Raw genomic sequence first — 22253 nt, 5'->3', positions numbered from 1 at the left:
TGTGAAGGATATAAGATAAAATCTCCTGCAAAGAATAATCCCTCGTGAGGGGTATCAAGCTTATCGCGCATTTCCATCATTATTTCATAAAGGGATCAAATTGGGCGCTTCATTTTCTTGTACTTGTTTCAGAGTGTTGCGATCGCTTTTGAAGACAGTTCTTCAAGCATTTTTACTTTTTTAGTTTTATCTGCATGGGCGCTTTTAAAGTGTGTAAGGGACATGGCTTTGATTGATGATGAACAGATTTGAAATGAGAGAAGCTGACCATGTTTAAGTTTTTTTATTCAAATTTATAAAAAAGAGATTATTATAAATCAATATGTTGTCTTAATTAGGTGGTACCTTTCGTGCATTTTAAAAAATTGTGCTGTGATAAGCGTTATCTGTTGTGTTGTAAATATTGTTTTTCGATGATGTGGATGTAAGGTATAGGATGCCACTTAAAAATGTGGTGTTGTCCGTGTCTGATTTCAGTTTCTTTTTGAAGTAACCAAGTGTAAAACTATGAATGTGAGCAGGCGTGGTAGGATTTATCTGAGGCATCTATAAAATGGACCTCGCTTATGGGCTTAAATTGCATTAGGGATTAACAGATGGAACTTTAAGCAATCTGTTAAGATTGATGGGTGGTATCGTTTTCGTCCTTTGAAGCGCGGAGGAAGTCAATGTCAATGATGATTGATCGTGCAGGTTTTAAAAATTTGAGGACTTGATGAGTACAACCTATTTTTTATCGAAACCTCTTGAGCGTCGCCGCTCTGTTGGTGTTGCTGTTGGTGATGTGATGGTTGGGGGAAAAAGCCCGATAGTTGTACAGTCAATGACCAATACAGATACCGCTGATGTTGATGCAACCGTTGCTCAAGTGGCTGCTCTTTGGCAAGCAGGCTCACAATTGGTTCGCATTACGGTTGATCGTGATGAAGCGGCAGCAGCTGTCCCAAAAATACGGGAACGATTGGAAAAATTAGGATTTTTTGTCCCATTGGTTGGGGATTTTCATTATATTGGCCATAAGCTTTTATCAGAGCATCCGGCATGCGCTGAGGCGCTTGCCAAATATCGTATCAATCCTGGAAATGTTGGTTTTGGTGCGAAAAAAGATCGTCAATTTGCAGAAATTATTGAGATTGCTTGTCGTTATCATAAACCTATTCGTATTGGTGTGAATTGGGGCTCTCTTGATAATGCGTTGTTAACACAGCTTATGAATGAAAATGCGAGACAAGAAAACCCTTTATCGGTTGCTGAAGTCATGCGAGAAACGATTGTTCAGTCGGCTTTGCTTTCGGCTTCTTTTGCGGAAGAGCTTGGATTGGGGCGTGATAAAATTATTCTTTCTGCTAAAGTGAGTGATGTTCAAGATCTTATTGCTGTTTATATTGCCTTGGCAGAGCGTTGTGATTATGCTCTTCATTTGGGATTAACGGAAGCAGGGATGGGAACGAAGGGGGTTGTGGCTTCTTCGGTGGCTTTGGGCGTTTTATTACAGCAAGGGATTGGCGATACAATACGGATTTCTTTAACGCCGGAACCGGGTGGGGATCGAACACGAGAAGTAAAAGTGGGGCAAGAACTTTTGCAAGTGATGGGGTTTCGGCAATTTCTCCCCGTGGTTGCAGCTTGCCCTGGATGTGGGCGTACAACTTCAACGGTCTTTCAGCAATTGGCGCAAAAAATTGAAACAGATTTACACAAAAATATGCCTGTTTGGCGTGAAAAATACCCTGGAGTTGAAAGCTTGAAGGTTGCTGTGATGGGATGTATCGTTAATGGACCGGGGGAATCAAAACATGCGGATATTGGAATTTCATTGCCTGGCGTGGGGGAAAGTCCAGCCGCCCCCGTTTTTATTGAAGGACAAAAGGTAAAAACTTTGCGGGGTGATCACATTGCTGAAGAATTCGAAGGGCTTTTGAGTGATTATATTCATAAACGCTTTGGACAAGGTTGAATAATTGTACAAGGTTGAAATAAAGAGGATAAGTTGTTTTAAAAGGTATCTCTTAAGGTTTCCACTTCACGATGGGGTTTATAGAAATGCTATAATGGTAAAGTTCTCGTGAAGGATATAAAACTTATAGAGCATCCCTTCATCTTTTAAGTTTAATAAAAGAACAACCAGCTGCATATGCTTACGCTTGCTTCCCATACAGTTCTAATATCTGAGACTCTACATAAGAGATATTTTAGTTTTTACTCACATGCTATCTCCGTTTGTAATAGGGGCAGTTAAGTGATTTGAATTGATGCACTATGAGTGGGCGAAAGAATTTTACAATATTCAGAATTCTCATTCGACATGCAAAACAATAAATGATGATTATAAATCAATGTATTGTTTATTTTATAGGTTGCTTTGGCTACCGTAAAGATCTTGGATCATTTATTATTTCAAATAAAACCAGCTGTTATGCATTTTAGAAGCCTATGACTGATATCGATGCGTTTGAGTTTGTTAAGACTCTTCAGCAAAACGATATGAAAACTTTGATAGATTCGACAATGTGGATGTTGGCTCGTTGGCGGTTCTTGCGTTCGTGGAATAATAGACTTTGACAAAAGCAAAATTATAGAAAGAACATGATGCATTCATTCTTTCTTTCGGTATTTAGGGGGCATTCTTTCGATATTTTCAGGCATTTTTCTGGATATAAAATTGATAAAACTGAAGATCATTATAGCGGTTATTGTCCTATTTGTAATAAAATGTGAGCTTTATTTTTCTATAAAATGATGTATCTGGATGCCTTTTTTGGCGCTATTGGGGGAATGAATGACAAGTATATTAGCCTTTGGCTTTTTATTTAATGGTATAAGAATTTTAACAGGCGCCTTTATTGTCTTTTATATGCTTGAAAAAGGCTTAACGCTTATTGATATCGGGATCATTAAGTCATTTCAGGCTTTTATTATGATGGTGACTGATATTCCTCTGGGGTATTTTGCCGATCGAAAAAGTTATAAAATATCAATCGTTTTAGCGGCGACTTTTGCTGCTACATGGCTCTTTCTTATGGGCGTTTCGACAAGCTTTTACGGTTTTCTTGTGGCAGAATCTTTTAATGCAGTGTCGCTGACATTGATTGCGGGGGCTTATAATGCTTTACTTGTTCAATATGCAAAAGCAAAAGTGACATCGACTAAAAAAGTGTTGGGATTAAGTTCTCAATATAATTATATTGGCATGTTTATCTTTAGTTTGATTGGTGCTTATTTTGCTGATTATTCGAGCCAATCTATATGGTATATCGCGGCATTTTTAATGTTGATGACAGCATTCTTTGGTTTGTTTTTTCTTGATGACTTCAAAGGAGAGAAAAGACCTCGTCACAGAAATTCTCTTCAGGCAAATTTTCTTGCTTGTGAAGCTAAAGAGATGGTTTCTATTTTTGTTAAAATTCCTTATATCTCTTTATGCTTTTATTTTTCATTGATTTTTTTCAATATCTTTTCGCAATATTGGCAGTGGATCTTTAAAGATCATCATATTCATGTCACTTATTTTGATCTTGGGGTGACATTTTCACTGATATTGCTCTCTCAGCTCTTGGCGAGTTTTCTCTTTACAAAACTCAGCGAGAAGATAAATTTTGTTTTATTGTTGTTTCTTTCTGTTTGTCTGATTTTTACAGTGACTTTCTTTGAGCCAAGAAAAGAAATTGCTGTCATTTTAGTCTGTATGATTTTTTATCTCATTAAGTATACCTATCTTCGTGTGGAAGTTATTCTGCATGATTGTATGAGTGATCATTTCAGGGCGACATATGAGTCTTTCTTGTCAACCGTTGGAAGACTGAGCCTCTTGGTGTTTTTTTATATGAGTGCATCTATGGTCAATAGGTTTGGCTTTTTCTCACTCGTTTATATTTTTGCTCTTTATTTATTGATTTACTTGTTGTCCGTATTTTTTTTAGAAGGAACGCGCAAAAAAGTTCAATGAGAAGAGTAACTTATTATTACACGTGTGTGTTTCATGGGGGAATAGCAGATCAAGTCTTTGATTGAGACCATCATTGTTTTGCATGTTGAATGAGAAAGCCGAATATTGTTCATTCTTCTTATTGCAAATCGATGTTTGTTCAATCAATCAAAACTATTCTTTTGCGCGCCACAAGCAGGTGTAGTGTAAAATCAATTAAAAAAGAAGTTGCTTCCGATAAACACTGAGCCAAGAGTTATTAGCCATGATTAAAAAAGAGCAAAGAAAATGATAGTGTTGGATGCTCTTATGATAGGAATGGTGGTGGTATACATTCAGTCAATGGGATGGTACACAACATTTTCTTATTTTCACTTTGTTCTTTGCCGGCAATATCTCATTCAATCGTGCTCATTGGGTGGTAGGAAATTCATCGCTTGTCCAGCTCGATGTCCTGATGATCGATTTTATCGTTGGTATCGTGAGTGGATTCTCTTCCCTTTAAATATGTGGTGAGATAACTTCCTCTTTTATTTTCAATATCTTATCTTTGGTTGTGGAGGCGCTCTATTGTCTTGTCATAAAATATTCTTATCCAGAGAATAAAAAAACTATTTACTGGGATTTTGCATAATATCTCTCTTTGAGAGGGAATAAAATCAAGTGCGACAATATTGTTATATACAATTTGATATAAATAAACAATAAAACGGCACATATTGATATATTTAATAGGAATCAGTAAAGCCAAAAAATTATGGTTATTAAAAGGTTAAAGCGATGAAATCATTCTCCATAACGCTTCTTGTAACATTTATAACTCTTTTTTTTGTATCCGTATTATTAGGGTGTACGAGCGTCGATAGTCTAGAGAAGTACAATAAACTTTACGAAGAATATATCAGTCAAAATTATGGGGCTTTTGAACATCTTCAAAAGGAGGAACAAGCAAAAAAATTTGTATATAGCCATGGCTATCAGAATATAGCACCCAAATTTGACGTTATACGACATCGTCATATCCTTATTGTTTTATGTGGTCGCTTTGTTGATTTATTGCGCGGGGATTATAATGAAGGGATATCAGCAGATATGTTACTCAATGTCATAAGTAGTTTGCGTAATGACTATAATTGGAGAGAAAGCGATTTTATTTGGGCCTATAATATGTCTATGAACTCTGCCGATCCCATGATGGGTTATGCAAAAAAGTTTCTTAATTCTTCAAGTGGAAATGGTATGAGCCCCAAAGCACAAATAATTGATCTCGTGTCTCGTATGAGAACCGATAATAATGAAAACACTAAACAAATAGCGCGTTTTTGCATAGAGCTCCACACAATATATGACATGATGCAACCAAGAGGAATGTATAAATGACAGCGAGCGAGCACATTAAAAATATTATAAATTAATGGGTGGAATGCATATTTCTTCGTTTTTTCTCTTGTTTTTTAGGCAAAACAGGATGTCTAGAATGCATTTGTTTTATAAGTTCATGTGCTTGTTTTCATGAAATCCCTTCTTAAGGTTTGTCACATCCCCTTAGGGTTTGTTATATTCATTGAATGATGGGACCAATAATATCATGGAGATCAATGGTAAGTTTTTTTTGAAAAATCTCTTGGACATTTAATAAAGAGGACAGTGTAGGCTCTGTACAATAGGGCGGATGACGTTATTAATTTTTACGTGTTGCACTAAAGCGAGCTGCTCGTTGGAGAGGGAGTGCTTTGATACCAAAAGGGTGTAAGAGGGTTTCTGCTTTTGTGATGAGGGCATCTCGCTTTTTTTGGGTTTCTTCAATGCCATAAAGGCGAACAAAAGTTGCCTTTTGTGTTGTTTCATCTTTCCCAGCGGTTTTTCCTAAAGTCTGTGTGGTGGCAGTAACATCAAGAAGATCATCGGTTAATTGAAAGGCTAAACCAAGGTAGGTCCCAAAAGCCGTCAACTTTGTCGATAATTCTTCTGATGCATTGCCAATGATGGCGCCTGCTTGGCAAGCAAAGCTTATCAGAGAAGCTGTTTTCATGCGCTGTAGGGTGATGATGTCAGTACTTTCTTGTGGTCTTTTTTCTGCTTCAATGTCAAGCATCTGTCCCCCTATCATACCACCAAGTCCTGATGCTTGTGCAAGTGCTGTGATCAATTTTATTCTCATCTCTGTCGACAGCGCATTGGCTTTATGGGCAATAATTTCAAAGGCAAATGTCAAGAGCGCATTGCCTGCTAGAATTGCTGTTGCTTCATCAAATTCTATGTGGACAGTGGGTTTTCCACGCCGGAGGGTATCATTATCCATGGCTGGAAGATCATCGTGAATGAGTGAATAACAGTGAACACATTCTAAGGCACATGCAACATCAAGTGAATGTTCTACAGGGATATCAAAAAGTGCAGCACTTTGAATCACAAGAAAAGGTCGCAGGCGTTTTCCTCCGTTCAGCACCCCATAGCGCATGGCTTTGATTAAGTTTTCGGGGCGTGAAATTTCACCAGTTTGGATGTGATCACTTAACAGTGTGCTCAGTCGATTTTCAACGCTTTGACCATGTTTTGCAAGAAGGGTGGTAAATTCGTGCATTCTTGCTTCCTTTGTTTTTATGAAAATGAAATGATGACGCTCAAAGAGAGAGACTATTGCTTTTTCTTGTGTTCATCAATGGATGTAGGTTTTTATTAAAAATCAATTTCTTTTTATTATGCGTATCTTTACTGTATGCACAAATTCCTTTTAAAGCCAAATAAAATAATGCTAAATAAAAAATTAAATGTTAGTCTTATGAAAATACTTTCATGGGTGTATAAAACTCATAAACTTTGTGGTGCTTTTGCTCTTCATTTGGTCATTGTGATATCATTTTTGATAAAAGGAAGGTTATTTTTGGTAAGAGGAAGATCATTTTCACATTGCCTCTTCTTTTTTATCAGTATATAATGCCCTCGAATTTTATGGTGTTTTTAAATGAAGCATTGTCATTTTTGACATTGCTTTTTCTATTTTAATGGATTTGGAGTGTCTTTTTATGGCTGTACCTAAACGAAAAACCTCTCCAGCGAAGAGGGGCATGCGCCGTTCGGCTGATGCTCTGAAGGCGCCGACTTATATCGAGGATAAAAATTCTGGTGAATTGCGTCGCCCTCATCACATTGATTTGAAAACGGGAATGTATCGTGGACGTTCCGTTTTAGTGGTTAAGGACTGAGTCTTTTATCTCTCTGTCTATACCGGTAAGATCCTTTTGATTTATGGGTAAATGTGCGTTCTCGAGCGTGCATTTTCTGCTTTGAGGTGGCTGTTGAGGTGACCTTGCGTCGCTCTCATGCCATTGATTTGAAAATGGGCCATTGATTTGAAAACGGGAATGTATCGTGGACGTTCCGTTTTAGTGGTTAAGCCTTTAGTCTTTTATCTCTCTGTCTATACCGGTAAGATCCTTTTGATTTATGGGTAAATGCGCGTTCTCGAGCGTGCATTTTCTGCTTTGAGGTGGCTGTTGAGGTGACCTTGCGTCGCTCTCATGCCATTGATTTGAAAATGGGCCATTGATTTGAAAACGGGAATGTATCGTGGACGTTCCGTTTTAGTGGTTAAGCCTTTAGTCTTTTATCTCTCTGTCTATACCGGTAAGATCCTTTTGATTGATGGGTAAATGCGCGTTCTCGAGCGTGCATTTTCTGCTTTGAGGTGGCTGTTGAGGTGACCTTGCGTCGCTCTCATGCCATTGATTTGAAAATGGGCCATTGATTTGAAAACGGAAATGTATCGTGGACGTTCCGTTTTAGGGGTTAAGATTTTAGTCTTTTATCTCTCTGTCTATACTGGTAATCCTTTTGATTGATGGGTGAATGCGCGTTCTCAAGCGTGCATTTTCTGCTATTTCCTAGAATAGAGGGTAAGCTTTTGTTGAGAGAGATGATTTTATTGGGGGGGGGTGATTTTTTTATTTTCTTGAGAGACAATATTTGTGTGCAGTGTCTTTTAAAGAATGGAGATGACGATTTGTTTCATGCTTTTCTTATTCTTTGATGAGATCACAGCCATCATATAAATAAAACGCTCCAAACGGAATATACTTGTGTTGTACATCTACGCGTTTTTTTTTAAAGCACCTCTCTCAGTGTGCTTTTCAGCCCATTTTGCGACAGTACTTCGTGAAGGGTATAATGATAACCCCGTGAAATAATAAAAAATTTATTTGCCTTTAAGCTGCATAAAAGTGCAAGCGAGCATTGTTATACATTTTTCGCTCGTGGGTGTTGTGAATAGCTTTTAACTCTTGAAATGGTTCATAAGAGACATGCTTTTTTTGTAAAGTTTTTACTCACATAACTTCCCCGCTTGTAACGGCTAAGCGAGTGTTTTTAATTGATTCAACATAGAATAGGTTGGAAACAAAAGAACTTTACGATATTCGGGGGGTAATTCAATATAAGACAAAATTATAAATTATCTTTATAAATCAATATCTTGAATTACATGGGATGTGTGAGGGGGAATTTGAATGTTTTAATGGGAGAGAAGCTTTCTGTATTTAGACTGATGATTGAAGATAAAAATGATATCTTATGATGATGAGTCAATGAGCTCGCTATGAAGTAAAACGCATGAAGCGGTGGCGAGTGGAATGGGTCGAAAAGTTAGAGTGTTGATTGGTGCTTTAAGAAATTTTCTCCTGGAGAATTCAGAGAATGATAAAAAAATAAAACCAGCAAAGAGCTGGTTTTATCAAAATATCCTGTTGTTATGAAAGAGTGTATTATGCCGCGTAGACAGCTTCGCTGTTTTCAGCGTTTTCTTCTCTTTCAGTTTTAAATTCGCGTTTTGGCTTGTTGGAAAGGTGCATCTCAATAAGATTAATTGCTTCTGTTTCAGAAAGGCTATTAATAACCGCAATTTCACGAGCCATTCTTTCAAGGGCAGCAGTGTAAAGTTGACGCTCAGAGTAGGATTGTTCGGGCTGTAGGTTAGAGCGAAAAAGATCACGGACCACTTCAGCAATACAAATAAGATCTCCTGAGTTGATTTTAGCATCATATTCTTGAGCACGTCGGGACCACATGGTTCGTTTAACGCGTGCTTTTCCGCGTAAGACTTTTAGCGCGCGTTCGACGGAATCTCCAGCAGATAATTTACGCATTCCAACAGAAAGGGCTTTTGCAATGGGGACTTTGACATCCATTTTATCTTTCGCAAAATGAATGACAAAAAGTTTTAATTTATGTCCTGCAACTTCTTGATCTTCAATCGCTATAATTTGTCCTACGCCATGCGTGGGGTAGACGATATATTCAGAGGTTGCAAATTCTTTAGTCTTTGAGGACGTTCCATGTTGGGATGCCATAATTTTATTTTACTCCCTTATGATCAACAAATGCATCGGAAAACAGGTTATAAACCTGAGGGTTGAGTTTTCTTTAACCAAGTATATTGTACCAATTAAGTGAGCATAAAAGCCGAGTACTTTTAAATCCAAAAAAAATACATTGCTTTACTAAAAAAAGCAAAGAAAAATACTTAGAAAGATGATCATGCTAGAATAACACTAACATCAAACTTCAAAAGAATCAATCATTTCGCTTGAGGATTTTTTATTTTTACAAGAGAAGTCTTTCAATTGTTGAAGGAGAGCGCTGTACATTGTAGCATTACTCTTCTCCACTTCCTGGATTTTCTGAAAAATACTTTTCTAATTTGTTTGGAACGCCATCCATTTCTTTGGCTTGAGGAAGAGGTTCTTTTCGGGTCGTCAGATTAGGCCATTTGTTTGCATAATGAAGATTAAGTTCTAACCACTTTTCGAGTCCTGGTTCTGTATCTGGTATAATGGCTTCTGCCGGGCATTCTGGCACACAAACACCGCAATCAATGCATTCATCAGGATGAATGACCAACATATTTTCACCTTCATAAAAACAATCAACAGGACAAACTTCAACGCAATCCGTATATTTGCAGTGAATGCAGTTGTCGGTTACGACGTGGGTCAAGATCAAACTCCATTTGTTACTTTAATGCTCTTTAGAGGAAAGTGTGTGTGTGTCTTTATGATTGGTGAGTTGATCGCGTAGTACAGCTAATTTTGCAAAAGGTGAATCTGGGTTAAGATGTTTTTCTTTTTGAAAAGGCTTATAATTTGCACGCTTGCCTTGGGATTTATGAAACTTATGAGAACGTTTTGTTGGTGAGGGGGCCTCTTGAAGGAAATTTCCATTCGCATTGTCTCTTCTTTTTACAGCGCTCTTTGGTTTATTTTTCCACTTATGTCCAGATTTATCACGTTTTTTTTGTGGGTGGTGGTGAAATTGATGCCTATAATGCCATAATAAAATAACTTTATCTTCCGCGAGAGGGAGAGTGGGCTTGGCAAAATTTCCAATAGGTTCAGCTGCTGGTAAACGATTGGTTTTATGGGGCTGTTTTTCAATATGAGAGGATAAAGTATTCAGAGTTGAGGGATTTTTTTCTTCTTGTGTTGTTTGTGAAGTTCTGATTGTTTGCCATAGACTGCCAACGCATTCTGCGGGGTGAGTTTCTTGTGTTGTCGCAGTCACAGAAAAAGAGCTTTGCTGTGCAAGAAGATTTTGTTCAAAAACAGTATTGCTTATGCTGTATGATTGGTAGCCAAGTCCTTTGAGGATTTCTTCCATATCGCTTCCATTGGCTCCAAGAATGGACATCATGGCTGGGGTTACAAAAAAGCTTTTGCCGTCATAGGCGCCATCGGGTTTGGGATCACTTCCTTGTTTCCACTGAAGGGCGGGGCGGATGAGATTGGCAAGACGTTCTAAAATATCAATCCGTACGGCACGTTGTCCTAAGATTCGGTAACCGGCTAATTGATAAAATTGGCGGTTATAGGTAGGGTCAACAATTAAAGAGGTACGACCAGCAGATAACGCTGTAAAAATTTTATCCAAACCCGTTTGGTCTTGTCCTGCATTTTGAAGGTTCCACAAAAGAGTAATGGCTTGTACCGGAGCGGGTTTAAGCATTCCGGCAACATAGATATGAAAAGCACCAAAACGCACACCTAGACGCCGAAGTACGGCACGTGATTCTTGCGCAAGGTTTTTGACAAGGTCTAAAACTTCGCGGCGGGGTAAAACCCCTAAAGCATTAAACAGTTGTAAGGCAAGATTACTGGTTGAATCTGTTAAATTATCGGCATTGCGCAAATCAAAAAGGGGCTTTAAAGCTGTCTCAAAATGAAAGGTTACAAAGCGTTCTAATCGTTTTATGACGTTATCGCGGGATTCTCCGGTGAGTTGTGTGTCTGCTAAAACAATCAGTTTGGGTTTGAAAAAATCTTCTGTCGCAACAAGTTGCCCCACAGGTTGACCAATCCAGCGCACAATGCCATCAGAACTGAGGGCAAAATCACCATTTGCACAAGCACAAAAACGCGTCGCACGTTTGGAAAACGCAAGAATCAAACTCTCATTCTCTGTTGAGCATTGCTGCTCACCTGTTTGATCGCTATTGTTTTTGTTGGCATAAAAACGAAAACCTTCAAATTTACCCCTTCCGTATTTTTCAATGAGAATATCATCCTGAAGAATCTCATTCTGTTGAACAATCTTGCTATCCATGATCATTTTCTTTCTCAGTGTGACACTGGTAAAAAGCCTTTTGCGACAACTCCATAATGCTGTTCTTTCTTTAACACGTTTGTTGCGCTTGCTTCAATCATTCTTGTCGTTTTTTGATGTTTCTTTTTGCGTCTTTAAAACTTAGAGGCTGCTTTTTTATTCAGTTTTTATTCAGTTGGGATAGTTTATATTTGTAGATTACACTTATTAGTTGTAATGTAAAGCTGAAAGCGTAAAAAGCATAAACAGATTCTCTAAAATTAAAAGGAAATGGAATCGGTCATCAAAAAAAACAGCATGTATTTTGTCTGAGCATTTTATTTTTTTTTTACTATTTTGTCATGAAAAGTGAAGAGAAAGTTTTTTTCAAATATTTCATAGGCTAAAAGGCATATTGTAGGGGCATTTTGCAGGTGAAATTATGTCTTATGACAAGAAGTTTTACCATGATCATGAAAAAAACAATTGCGATTATAAATTTACACGCTAAAGTAGTGCGCACACAAGCGGACAACTTTTGAGTTCTTTTTAAGAAAGAACAATGATGTCGTTACCAAATCAATTTTGATAATTTTAATCGCAAGGGGTTATTATGGGTAATCTTTCAAATGCTGTTTATAAAAGCAGCAAAAATTATGGCGATGCAGACAAAAGCTTAGGACGGAATATGATGCGTTCTGCTATGCAAGCACCTTATCTTGAACGACAAAAAGAGCATGATTTGGCTCTGCGATGGAAAGATAAACGCGATGATGATGCCATGCATCAAATTGCCGCAGCTCATATGCGTCTGGTGATTGCTATTGCGAACCGCTTTAAACGTTTCAAAATGCCCTTGGGGGATTTGGTACAAGAAGGGTATGTGGGATTGTTGGAAGCGGCTGCGCGTTTTGAACCTGATCGGGAAGTGCGTTTTTCAACTTATGCAACATGGTGGATACGGGCTTCTATTCAAGATTATATTTTGCGAAACTGGTCAATCGTTCGAGGGGGAACGAGTTCTTCGCAAAAAGCACTTTTCTTTAATCTGCGGCGTTTGCGCGCAAAACTGGTACAAGATGATAGTGCTTTGTCAAAACAGGATATTTTTCGTACAATCGCTGAAAAGCTCGGTGTTTCCGTACGCGATGTGGAAACAATGGACTTTCGTTTTTCCAGTTCGGATAATTCCTTGAGCGTTTCTGTTTCTGAGAATAGTGATAATCCCATTGCGAAGATGGATGTTTTGGTCGATGAGAGCCCTCTTCCTGATGCTTTAATTGAGCAAGTGATTGACGGTCAACGGCGGACGCAATGGCTTTACGATGCGTTGCAAATTCTCAACGAACGGGAGCTGGAAATTATTCGCTTTCGTCGCTTAAATGAAGAGGGGGCTACTTTAGAAGTCTTGGGTGAAAAATTAGGAATTTCGAAAGAACGCGTGCGTCAAATTGAAGCACGGGCTTTGCAGAAATTGCGTTCTGCTCTTCTTACGGTTCATTCAGAAGATGCTTACGATATATAAGCCATGAAAGGCTTTGTGAGGGGGGAGGTGCGGAGGCGTAGGGCATGAGGAAGCTGGTTGCATTTGCGAATAGGTGTGGGGAAGACGTGATTAAAGAGAGACAAAAAATCAAGATTGTCGCAGATGAAAAAGGAGCTTTATTCGGTGATAATTTTCACTTTTGTACCAGCGCGTAACGTTTGAGTTGGTGAGAGGGCATTGAGAATCCGAAAGAGTTTTTCTTTGTTTGGTGTGTGTTGCATTTTATTGGCAAGGTTTGCAACATTTTCTCCTTGTTTAACGCGGACAATACTGATCTTTAAGGGTTTTAATTTTTTTAACTCTAAAGTTGAAAGAGGGTGAAAGCTTTGGATCGTTTTTTGGGCAATTTCTGCAAAATTTTGAGAATTATAGGGAGCTGCCGTCAGAAAACGAAAAATATGATTATTGAATAGAATGACAACCACATCAAATTGCCATTGCTCATGAATCGCACGGGCTTGTGCTCCAAGTAAGTTTTGGCTTAAGTGTCCTTGATGAGGGAGCCCTTGAATTGTAAGGGGGCGGATAGATGATGGGTCTAGACCGATAATCCACCCGCTTTTCAAATAATCACTTGCAGACATTCCAGCAATATAGGGGACAGCATCAAAACGAATCGCAATTTTATTGGGACCACTCGCCCAAACTGTGTGTGCTGAATGCTCTATTGTAAAATTGTTGGGAACAGAAAAAGCGATGCGCCATTGTGGGTGAATAAATTGGTTGCCTCGTACAAACCCTGTGTAAAAGCTTCCTCCAAAAGTCATGCCATCAATGCTTCTGAGAAAAGAATCACGATCGATGATTTGATGGTTCTCTTTACTGATTTTACGGGCTTTTTCTATCGCAAGTCGAATGCGTTGAGGGGTGGTGGGGTGAGAGGCTAGAAAATCTAAGGAAGCATTTGGGGTACCAGAAATATTCTGAAAAGCACTATAGGCTTCCATTGTTTGAAGAAAGCGCGGTGAAGCAAAGGGATCATATCCTGCTTGTTGGAGCATTTCGAGGGCAAGGGAATCAGCTTCTAGCTCTTGATTGCGGGAAAATTGCGCAAGTTGTTGCTTGTTGTGTATGGGATTGTGATTTTTGCCCATAGAAGAAAGAAAGCGTGGAGACAGATGGTTTGTCATCTTCAATTCGGCTTCTTTTTTCAAGCGTAAAATGCCATGATTAGCTCTGATATGGGCCATCTCATGGGCTAAAATGGCAGCAACTTCTGAAGAATCATTGGCGAGTGCCAGCATACCACGGGTGATGTAGATGGAGCCATTGGGGAGCGCAAATGCATTGACACTTGCTGAGTTTAAAATTGTGATACGATAGCTTTGAGGAGAATGGTGGGAGGCAATGGTTAGTTTACGAATAATTTCTGCTAAAAAGCGTTCAAGTTTTGTATCATGATAGGCGCCACCATACATTTGCAAAATACGGGGGTGTTGCAGAGCGCTTAATGTGACATAGATATTGTCATTGTTGGTACGTTTGATTGTTTCAGAAGAATTGGAAGAGAGCTTATCATTTTGAGAAAGGGGGATATGACAAGCCGAAAGGAGAAGCATTAAACTGAGGAAAGTTGCTTTATAAGGCAGAGAGCGAAAAAGAAAATTTCGTTGAAAAATGGAGAGTGTTGGGTCGCGGTACAGGTTGTTTCTGCGGGGTAATTTGGCAAATTTCATGTGTATCTTTATATCGTGTGTGTTTTTTTAAGAGAAGCTTTAAGGATTAAGGATTCGTTTGGCTATATCACGGTGATTGTTTATAAAAATAGCTCTCATGGATAAAGGAGTGTGAGAGAAAATAGAATTTTGTGAAAGGCAAAATATGGCATGACAACATTTACGATATTGTTAAACGGAGACCTTTTTATCACTGATCGTTTGCTTAATCAAATTCAAAACAGTCGAGTGATTGCTGCGGATGGTGGGATGCGTCATGCGGCAGCACTTAACGTGATACCTGAGTTGTGGTTAGGGGATTTCGATTCGTCTGATCAGACTCTGATTGGCAAATACAGCCATATTCCGCGTGAGGTTTTTCCCTCTGATAAAGATATGACCGATAGTGCTTTGGCTTGTGAAAGAGCGCTACAAAAGGGGGCTAAAAAGCTGATTTTGTGCGGGGCTTTGGGAGGGGAGCGAAGTGATCATAGCCTTTCTCATATGACACAAGCGTTGATGATGGCTGAGAAAGGCATTTCAGTGTTGTTAACAAGCGGTTTGGAAGAAGGTTGGCCGGTTGTGCCAAAACTTGTGTCATATGATTTGCCTCAAGAGTGTTTGTTTAGTCTTATTGGGTTTTCTGACTTACAAGGCTTAACGCTTGAAGGGGTAAAATGGCCAATTTGTGATAAAAATGTGTCATTTGGCTCTTCTTTAACACTTTCTAACCGTATTTGTGGAACCTTTTCTTGCCATTTAGGTTCTGGAAAAGCTATATTGTTAGCGTCTGTGCCTATTCCGTAAAGCTCTTCCAATATATTTTGAATAAGGCAGGGGGGGGCTGAGTGTTTAAGTGCCGACATAAACGATATATTATGTATTGATCTTGAGAAGGAAAGGTTTTGCTATGTTAAAATCAATTTTAAAAGTGGCCGTCGTTTCTGCGATTGGTTTCAGTTCGGTGGCTTGTACAACAACTGATGAACGCGTTGCACGTTACGGTGTAGGGGGTGCAGCAATTGGTGCTTTGGCTGGAACAGCTATTGCTGGAAGTACGCCTGGAGCAGCGCTTACTGGTGCGGCATTTGGTGCTTTGGCTGGAACAGTAACCGGTGAGGCTGTAAATCAAAGAAGACAACAAAGACAAGCTTCACAATTGTGCACATATCGCTCTCGCAGAGGACATGTTTACCAAGCACCTTGTGCGCAAAGAGTCCCAGTACGTCAATTATGTACCTATCGTGATGCAAGAGGGGTGATGTATCAAGCACCTTGTCCGCACCGCGTTCGTTAATGGCGGTGCCATTACTGCGGCTTGACCGCATTTTCTTAAACGTGGGAATAACGCCTTTGCTCAACCAAGCCTGTTTATCGGTTGAGCAGGGAGCGCGTATTGCTTTGGTCGGCCGTAATGGTTGTGGAAAATCGACCCTGTTAAAGATTGCCGCAGGAATATTAGAGCCTCATGGTGGCGAAATTTTTCGCCACCCTCGCGTAACACTTCGTTATGTCGCTCAAAATCCGGATTGTTCAGGTTTTGCCGATATTAACGCTTATATGGAAGCGGGGCTGGACCAGACATCTGATGACCAATGGAGCAATACGCTTCGCACAAATTTAGGGTTTTCCGGTGAGGAAAAATTAGAAACGCTTTCGGGGGGTGAAAAGAGGCGTGTTTCATTGTTACGGGCAATTGCAGCAAAACCCGATATTTTGTTCTTAGATGAACCAACCAATCATCTTGATTTACCAACCATTGAATGGTTGGAAGGCGTGTTGTCTTCTTTGCGTTCAGCGATTGTGGTGATTTCCCATGATCGACGATTTTTGGAAAATGTTACGCGTTCAACGGTATGGCTTGATCGTGGGACAACGAAAAGATTGGAAAAGCGTTTTTCAGAATTTGAGAGTTGGCGCGATAAAGCTCTGGAAGAAGAAGCACTCGAGCAGCATAAATTGGGGCGTCAAATTGTCCGTGAAGAGCAATGGTTGCGTTATGGGGTAACAGCACGCCGTAAGCGTAATGTACGGCGCTTGAGTGAATTAAAAAACTTAAGACAGCGTCATCAAACCTATCAGGGGCAGCCTGGACGTGCACTGTTGAGCGCTGCTAAAACTCATGATTCTGGTCAATTGGTGCTCGAAGCAAAAAAAATTTCAAAATCCTATGGGGATCGCGTTATCGTGAAAGATTTCTCTTTACGCATCCAGCGGGGGGATCGAATTGGCTTGGTAGGACCTAATGGGATTGGAAAGACAACGCTCCTTTCTACATTGATTGGGCAAGAAGCCGTGGATAGTGGGACGGTGAGGCATGGCTATAACCTCTCCATGGCATTGCTTGATCAGCAACGTATTCTCAATGAAGAAGAAACTTTGGCGTATTATTTAACGGGAGGAAGGGGCGATACTCTCGTGATCAATGGACAAGAACGGCATGTGGTTTCTTATATGAAAGACTTTTTATTTTTGCCGGAACAAGCGCGCACTCCCCTTAAAGAATTTTCCGGAGGAGAAAGAGCACGACTCATGCTTGCACGCCTTCTGTCGCGTCCGGCAAACTTTTTAATTCTTGATGAACCAACCAATGATTTGGATATGGAAACTTTGGATTTGTTGCAAGAATTTATTGCTGATTTTGCGGGAACTGTGTTGTTGGTTAGCCATGACAGAGATTTTTTAGATCGTACGGTAACGCATATGTTGGCACCGGAAGGCGATGGTCATTGGGTTTTATATGCGGGCGGCTATAGTGATATGATGGCGCAAAATAAGCAGGCTTTCCGTTTACAACGCAAAGAAATAGAATTATCGAACCGTAAAGCATCTGCAAAATCTTGCGCAGGAGAGGGCGGAAAAAGTGCTTCATCAAAAGATCCTAGCTTGAATAGTGCGGGAGAGAAAAAAACACGAAGAAAATTGTCCTATAAGCAGGTTTATGCATTGGAAAAATTGCCTGAAGAAATCGCTGTTTTGCAAAATGAAATAAAAAAAATTGAACAAGAGCTCTCTGACCCAACTCTTTATCGCAGTGATAAAGAACGTTTTGAGCATTTATCAACAGCGTTGGAGAAAAAGAAAATGACTTGCACACAAAAGCAAGAAGAATGGCTAGAACTTGAAATTTTACGCGAAGAAATAGAAGCGTGTTCACATTAATGTCTCATCATTTCTCAGCATTTTAAGAGATTCCTATTGTCTCATCACTTTATGTAGAAGCGCTTGAGTGTATTAAAAAACGACCACAGTGCCTTATGAGTTCATAAAGAGCCGATTGTAGAAACATACTTTTGACTGCGGTTCAAAGTCATAGGGCTGGTTAATGGGATTTTGAAGCAAGCTTTACTGTTTATGTTTGGCTTTTTTGCACAATTCTTGATAAAGAAAAAATTATTGGTGCGGTGCGTTTTTCAAAATGTCCTGTATGCAAGCAGGGCAGCACCCTCAAACATTTTGCAAGTCCCCAATGTTTGTTATCACTCGTGGCGCTTGAGCGCATTGATAAAAAGCATTTTCTTGTTTTTGTTTTATACCTTCAACACACCAATCCTGTTTATGAAGGAACAAGAATATGATCCTCATTGATTCTCATGTGAAAAGTGTTGTGATGCGAAAAGCGTAAGGTATTCGATGTTACGGTTTAAGTTTAAACATGATGATATGTCACGACAAATCAACGTGTGATTGTAGCATTTCTAGGAGGAGAAAATGATGGCAATTAAAACAAAGCGAACAATTTCCACATTGATTGGTGTAGAAGATGCTGCTGAACTGTCTTCTTATTACTTGCGGAATGCGAATCATCTGCGTCCTTTCGAACCGTTGAGATCTGACGATTACTACACTCTAACAGCTTGGCAAGCACGCGCCAATGCATTTGCTGATGAAAGCGCACAAGGGCAAGCCTATCGATATGCCGTACGACTCAAAAATGAAAACACAATCATCGGTGTTGTAAACTTCACAAATGTGGTTCGTGGTGTTTTTCAAGCCTGTCATCTTGGTTTTTCTCTTGATGAGAAACAACAAGGCAAAGGTCTTATGTTTGAGAGTTTATCGGCTCTTATACGCCATATCTTTCAAGTCTATCACCTGCATAGAGTGATGGCAAATTATAGACCTGAGAACATAAAAAGCGAACTTTTATTAAAGCGCCTTCATTTTGAAAAAGAAGGCTATGCCAAAGATTATTTGATGATTTCTGGAAAATGGAGAGATCATATTCTAACCTCTCGAATCAATGACCTTTATGAGCCCGTCAATAGATTTGAATAAAGCTAGAGGCTTTTTACTAGATATCTAAATATACCGAATTTTTCACGATCTTAACAAGATGCAGATTCTTAACCATCTCTCTTCTGTAAACAGTTCAGCCCCTTGTTGAGAGAATTTCTGCTGCTGACCCCTTTAAATGTTTTTTATCCTAGACAATGAATTGATTGATCATCATCATTCATTGTTTTGCAATTTAAATTAAGAGTCCTCAATAGCGCAAGATTTTCTTCATTCTTCATTTCACACCTGTTTTTAGGTTGAAGGACTCAAAACGCTTTATTGGCATGCACAAGTGGGGTTGGCTTATGGGGTTGGCTTACAAGGGAGACCCATATGGATAAAATACCCTCCCTATGGATACAAACGCTCCTGTGGATAAAAATAATTGAAGAATAAGACGTAAAAATGCGCTTTTCATGAATCCTTTCAAATGTGAGGGCTGTTAAAATCTTATGCATCTTGTGAAGTCGTCTCGTCACAAGTTATATGAACTTTTCATATTTGATACAAACTGCTCATGGTTGGCAGAATTTTTGTGCATTCACGCGTTTTTTTCCATTTTCTTAAGAAAATTTCCAATGTTATCAATGTTGTTAATTCATCCCAAGCGCATTTTTATAAAGTTCAATGATCGCTTCTTCTTCCATTCGTTCATGCTCTTCTTTTTTACGTAACCGTATAATGCTTCGAACAGCTTTGCTATCAAAACCAGAGCCTTTAAGTTCCGTGTAGACGTCTTTAATATCATCGGAAATGGTTTTTTTTTCTTCTTCTAGTCGTTCAATTCGTTCGATAAAAGAGCGTAATTGGTTGACGGATATAGCGTGTGTTTGATCGGTTACTGTATCATTCATTGTATTTTTCTCCAGGTTATATGTTTTAAGTTATTTTTTCGATGACAAATTTATGTTGGAAAAACTTGAAAAATAAAAAATCAATCAAGTACCATAGTTTTTTTACAAATTGACTTTAAATATTTTGTAAAGTTTTTAAGATATATGTATTGATAAAAGGGCGATAAAAAGAAAAATATAAAAATATATGTTTTAGACGTGAATGGCTTTTGAAAAAAGAGATGTATGATTTGTTTTGAGAATTGACATTATAGAGGAAGTTTTGTGATTTTGAAAAAACAATATTGGGCATTTCAGAAAAGATTAAAGGTTTTTCTCTTGAGCATTTTGCTTTTGTTTTCCCTTGTTGTTTATGCAAAGGCTGACTTTAGGGTGTGTAATACAACCCAACAGTCTGTAGGGGTTGCTCTTGGATATCGTACCTTTTCAGGGTGGGTGAGCGAAGGCTGGTGGGTGGTTCCCGTGACAGAATGTAAAACTTTAATCGAAGGACCTCTTGCCTCGCGGTTTTATTATTTTTATGCGGAAGGGGCACAAAAAAAAGGAAGCTGGGCAGGCTCTGTCACCATGTGTGTGCAAGATAGCCAATTTACCATTCAAGGGGTTCATGATTGTTTCCCTCGAGGATATCAAAAGGCTGAGTTTAAGGAAATCGATACCGGTAATCAAACCAGTTGGATGGTACAGTTGACGGATGATTCTTTGTTCAACAATTCAGTTGCCTCTTCTCTTTCAGGAAATTCTCCACCGTGAAACGGGCTCGTAAAGTAAAAATTATTGCGACTCTCGGTCCTTCTTCTTTTTCTCGTATAATGATTGAGAAGCTTTTTAGGGCAGGGACAGATGTTTTTCGCCTTAATATGAGTCATACGGATCGTGACACACTGGGTGATTTGGTCAAGTCGATACGGGAGGTTGAAAAAACGGTTCGCCGACCCATTGGTATTTTAGTAGATCTTCAGGGACCAAAACTGCGTATTGGTTGTTTTGACAAAGGGCAAGAAGATTTGCGTGTCGGGCAAAGTTTTACATTAGATCATCGCGATGTGGCTGGCGATGCACAGCGTGTTTTTTTCCCTCATGAAGATGTCTTTTCGGCACTTAAACCAGGAGATCGCTTGTTAATTGATGATGGAAAGTTGGAACTGCGCGCTGAAGTGTGTAATGATCATTTTGTTCAGTGTCGCGTGGTTGCTGGAACCCGTATTTCTGATCGAAAAGGTGTGAGTTTTCCGGATACAATTTTGCCTTTTGATTCGATGACCTCAAAAGATAAAGCTGATCTTCAGGCGTTGTTACAGCTGCCTGTTGATTGGGTTGCTCTTTCTTTTATTCAGCGTCCAGAAGATATTATAGCGGTGCGCAGGTTAACAAAAAGCAAGGTGTCTTTGATGGCTAAAATCGAAAAGCCTCAAGCCTTGGAGCATATAGAGAAGATTATTGAAGTCTCTGATGGTATTATGATTGCACGCGGAGATCTCGGTGTGGAAATGCCTCTGGAAAGGGTTCCTGCACTTCAGATGGAGTTGATTAAAGCTTGCCGTTTAGCCGGAAAACCGGTGGTGGTGGCAACACAAATGCTCGAATCAATGATCACATCTCCTGTGCCAACGCGTGCAGAAGTGTCGGATGTTGCTACAGCGGTTTATGCTGGAACAGATGCGGTGATGTTGTCGGCTGAATCTGCTTCTGGTCGTTATCCGGAAGAAGCGGTGCTTATGATGGACAAAATCGCGCGGCAAATTGAACAAGATCATACTTATGCTGCTCAGGTTGGAGCACAACATCCAACACCAGAATCAACAGGGACGGATGCGATTTCTCTTGCAGCGCGTCAGATTGCTGAAACACTTTCACTCGCCGCTATCGTTGCCTATACGGCTTCAGGAACAACGGGTCTGCGCGCTTCTCGTGAGCGTCCCAATAGACCGATTATTGCTTTATCGCCCATTGTGGAAACAGCACGACGTTTGGCACTCGTTTGGGGGCTTCATTGTGTGGTCACTGAGGATGCAAAGAATTTAGAGGATATGGTTGATCGTGCAGCAACCATTGCCTTTCAGGAAGGTTTTTGCCAAGGGGGAGAGCGCTTCCTTGTGACAGCTGGTGTTCCCCTTGGAACACCTGGTGCAACAAACCTTTTGCGTATTGCCTCTGTCTCTCAAGATGGAACGAAGGGGATTTGATCCGTTTACACATAATGTTTTTTCATGCGCCTTTGAATGGGCTTCAGGAACAACGGGTCTACGCGCTTCTCGGAGCGTCCCAATAGACCGATTATTGCTTTATCGCCCATTGTGGAAACAGTATGGTCGTATGGGGTTTGGGTATTAAGTTTTGGGGTGGGGTGCGATGATGTTGTAATTTTACTGTTCGTTTTGAAGATGATTGCCTATGGTGAAAATTTTTTTTCTATCATCTTT

17 protein-coding genes are annotated in these 22253 nt (G+C 39.6%); 11 read left to right on the top strand and 6 right to left on the bottom strand.

What is annotated here, in order from left to right; translation table 11 throughout:
* Positions 1-715: 715 nt before the first annotated feature.
* The 3 genes from ispG to NNJ73_RS02230 all read left to right on the top strand — a co-directional run bounded on the left by ispG (position 716) and on the right by NNJ73_RS02230 (position 5305).
* A complete protein-coding gene (gene ispG / locus NNJ73_RS02240) occupies positions 716-1957 on the top strand; it encodes a flavodoxin-dependent (E)-4-hydroxy-3-methylbut-2-enyl-diphosphate synthase (protein ID WP_254492526.1) in 1242 nt (413 codons plus the stop codon).
* 822 nt (positions 1958-2779) lie between these two features.
* Positions 2780-3946 carry an MFS transporter gene (locus NNJ73_RS02235; RefSeq protein WP_254492525.1) on the top strand — a complete coding sequence of 389 codons (1167 nt, stop codon included), beginning with the start codon at positions 2780-2782 and terminating at the stop codon, positions 3944-3946.
* 759 nt (positions 3947-4705) lie between these two features.
* The gene (locus NNJ73_RS02230) at positions 4706-5305 is read left to right on the top strand and encodes a hypothetical protein (protein ID WP_254492524.1); all 600 of its coding nucleotides are present in this window, start codon (positions 4706-4708) and stop codon (positions 5303-5305) included.
* Positions 5306-5606: 301 nt separating this feature from the next.
* Here the strand turns inward: NNJ73_RS02230 and NNJ73_RS02225 are convergent, their stop codons facing one another.
* Positions 5607-6509 carry a polyprenyl synthetase family protein gene (locus tag NNJ73_RS02225; protein WP_254492523.1) on the bottom strand — a complete coding sequence of 301 codons (903 nt, stop codon included), beginning with the start codon at positions 6507-6509 and terminating at the stop codon, positions 5607-5609.
* A gap of 442 nt (positions 6510-6951) precedes the next feature.
* On the opposite strand from NNJ73_RS02225, the gene rpmF reads away from it, so the two are divergent.
* Positions 6952-7131: a 50S ribosomal protein L32 gene (gene rpmF / locus NNJ73_RS02220; protein WP_005774555.1), complete on the top strand. Its 180-nt coding sequence runs from the start codon at positions 6952-6954 to the stop codon at positions 7129-7131.
* A 1554-nt stretch (positions 7132-8685) separates the two neighbouring features.
* Here the strand turns inward: rpmF and NNJ73_RS02215 are convergent.
* The 3 genes from NNJ73_RS02215 to NNJ73_RS02205 form a co-directional block, all read right to left on the bottom strand.
* A complete protein-coding gene (locus NNJ73_RS02215; RefSeq protein ID WP_139412475.1) occupies positions 8686-9270 on the bottom strand; it encodes a CarD family transcriptional regulator in 585 nt (194 codons plus the stop codon).
* A gap of 304 nt (positions 9271-9574) precedes the next feature.
* A complete protein-coding gene (fdxA, locus tag NNJ73_RS02210) occupies positions 9575-9916 on the bottom strand; it encodes a ferredoxin FdxA (protein WP_254492522.1) in 342 nt (113 codons plus the stop codon).
* 21 nt (positions 9917-9937) lie between these two features.
* Complete coding sequence (locus tag NNJ73_RS02205) at positions 9938-11524, bottom strand: hypothetical protein (protein WP_254492521.1); 1587 nt, start codon at positions 11522-11524, stop codon at positions 9938-9940.
* A 586-nt stretch (positions 11525-12110) separates the two neighbouring features.
* On the opposite strand from NNJ73_RS02205, the gene NNJ73_RS02200 reads away from it, so the two are divergent.
* Positions 12111-13022 carry an RNA polymerase factor sigma-32 gene (locus tag NNJ73_RS02200; protein ID WP_254475021.1) on the top strand — a complete coding sequence of 304 codons (912 nt, stop codon included), beginning with the start codon at positions 12111-12113 and terminating at the stop codon, positions 13020-13022.
* A gap of 137 nt (positions 13023-13159) precedes the next feature.
* Here the strand turns inward: NNJ73_RS02200 and NNJ73_RS02195 are convergent, their stop codons facing one another.
* Positions 13160-14719, bottom strand: coding sequence for a M48 family metalloprotease (locus NNJ73_RS02195; protein WP_254492520.1), 1560 nt, complete (start codon positions 14717-14719; stop codon positions 13160-13162).
* A 150-nt stretch (positions 14720-14869) separates the two neighbouring features.
* On the opposite strand from NNJ73_RS02195, the gene NNJ73_RS02190 reads away from it, so the two are divergent.
* The 4 genes from NNJ73_RS02190 (at position 14870) to rimJ (ending at position 18976) form a co-directional block, all read left to right on the top strand.
* Positions 14870-15505 carry a thiamine diphosphokinase gene (locus NNJ73_RS02190; RefSeq protein WP_254492519.1) on the top strand — a complete coding sequence of 212 codons (636 nt, stop codon included), beginning with the start codon at positions 14870-14872 and terminating at the stop codon, positions 15503-15505.
* A 103-nt stretch (positions 15506-15608) separates the two neighbouring features.
* Complete coding sequence (locus NNJ73_RS02185; protein WP_254492517.1) at positions 15609-15995, top strand: glycine zipper domain-containing protein; 387 nt, start codon at positions 15609-15611, stop codon at positions 15993-15995.
* A complete protein-coding gene (locus NNJ73_RS02180; RefSeq protein WP_254493191.1) occupies positions 15995-17860 on the top strand; it encodes an ABC-F family ATP-binding cassette domain-containing protein in 1866 nt (621 codons plus the stop codon). Before NNJ73_RS02185 ends, NNJ73_RS02180 begins: the two co-directional genes overlap by 1 nt.
* Before the next feature lie 552 nt (positions 17861-18412).
* On the top strand, positions 18413-18976 hold the full coding sequence (rimJ, locus tag NNJ73_RS02175; RefSeq protein WP_254492516.1) for a ribosomal protein S5-alanine N-acetyltransferase: 564 nt from the start codon (positions 18413-18415) through the stop codon (positions 18974-18976).
* 593 nt (positions 18977-19569) lie between these two features.
* On the opposite strand, the gene NNJ73_RS02170 is transcribed toward rimJ, so the two are convergent.
* Entirely contained in the window at positions 19570-19830 is a 261-nt protein-coding gene (locus tag NNJ73_RS02170; protein WP_005774567.1) for a DUF2312 domain-containing protein, read from the bottom strand.
* A 264-nt stretch (positions 19831-20094) separates the two neighbouring features.
* Between NNJ73_RS02170 and NNJ73_RS02165 the strand changes: the two genes are divergently transcribed.
* Together NNJ73_RS02165 and pyk are read left to right on the top strand one after the other, a co-directional pair.
* Positions 20095-20583 (top strand): DUF1036 domain-containing protein, encoded by a 489-nt coding sequence (locus NNJ73_RS02165; protein WP_254492514.1) that lies wholly within the window; start codon positions 20095-20097, stop codon positions 20581-20583.
* Positions 20580-22016, top strand: a complete 1437-nt coding sequence (gene pyk, locus NNJ73_RS02160) for a pyruvate kinase (RefSeq protein WP_254492513.1) — start codon at positions 20580-20582, stop codon at positions 22014-22016. The genes NNJ73_RS02165 and pyk overlap by 4 nt, the downstream gene beginning before the upstream one ends.
* Positions 22017-22253: the final 237 nt, after the last annotated feature.

Origin of the sequence: Bartonella sp. B1099 (genome assembly GCF_944801835.1) — a bacterium.
Taxonomy (GTDB): Bacteria; Pseudomonadota; Alphaproteobacteria; order Rhizobiales; family Rhizobiaceae; genus Bartonella.
Note: the sequence above shows the minus strand (reverse complement) of the source record. Positions and strands in the feature narration are given on the sequence as shown.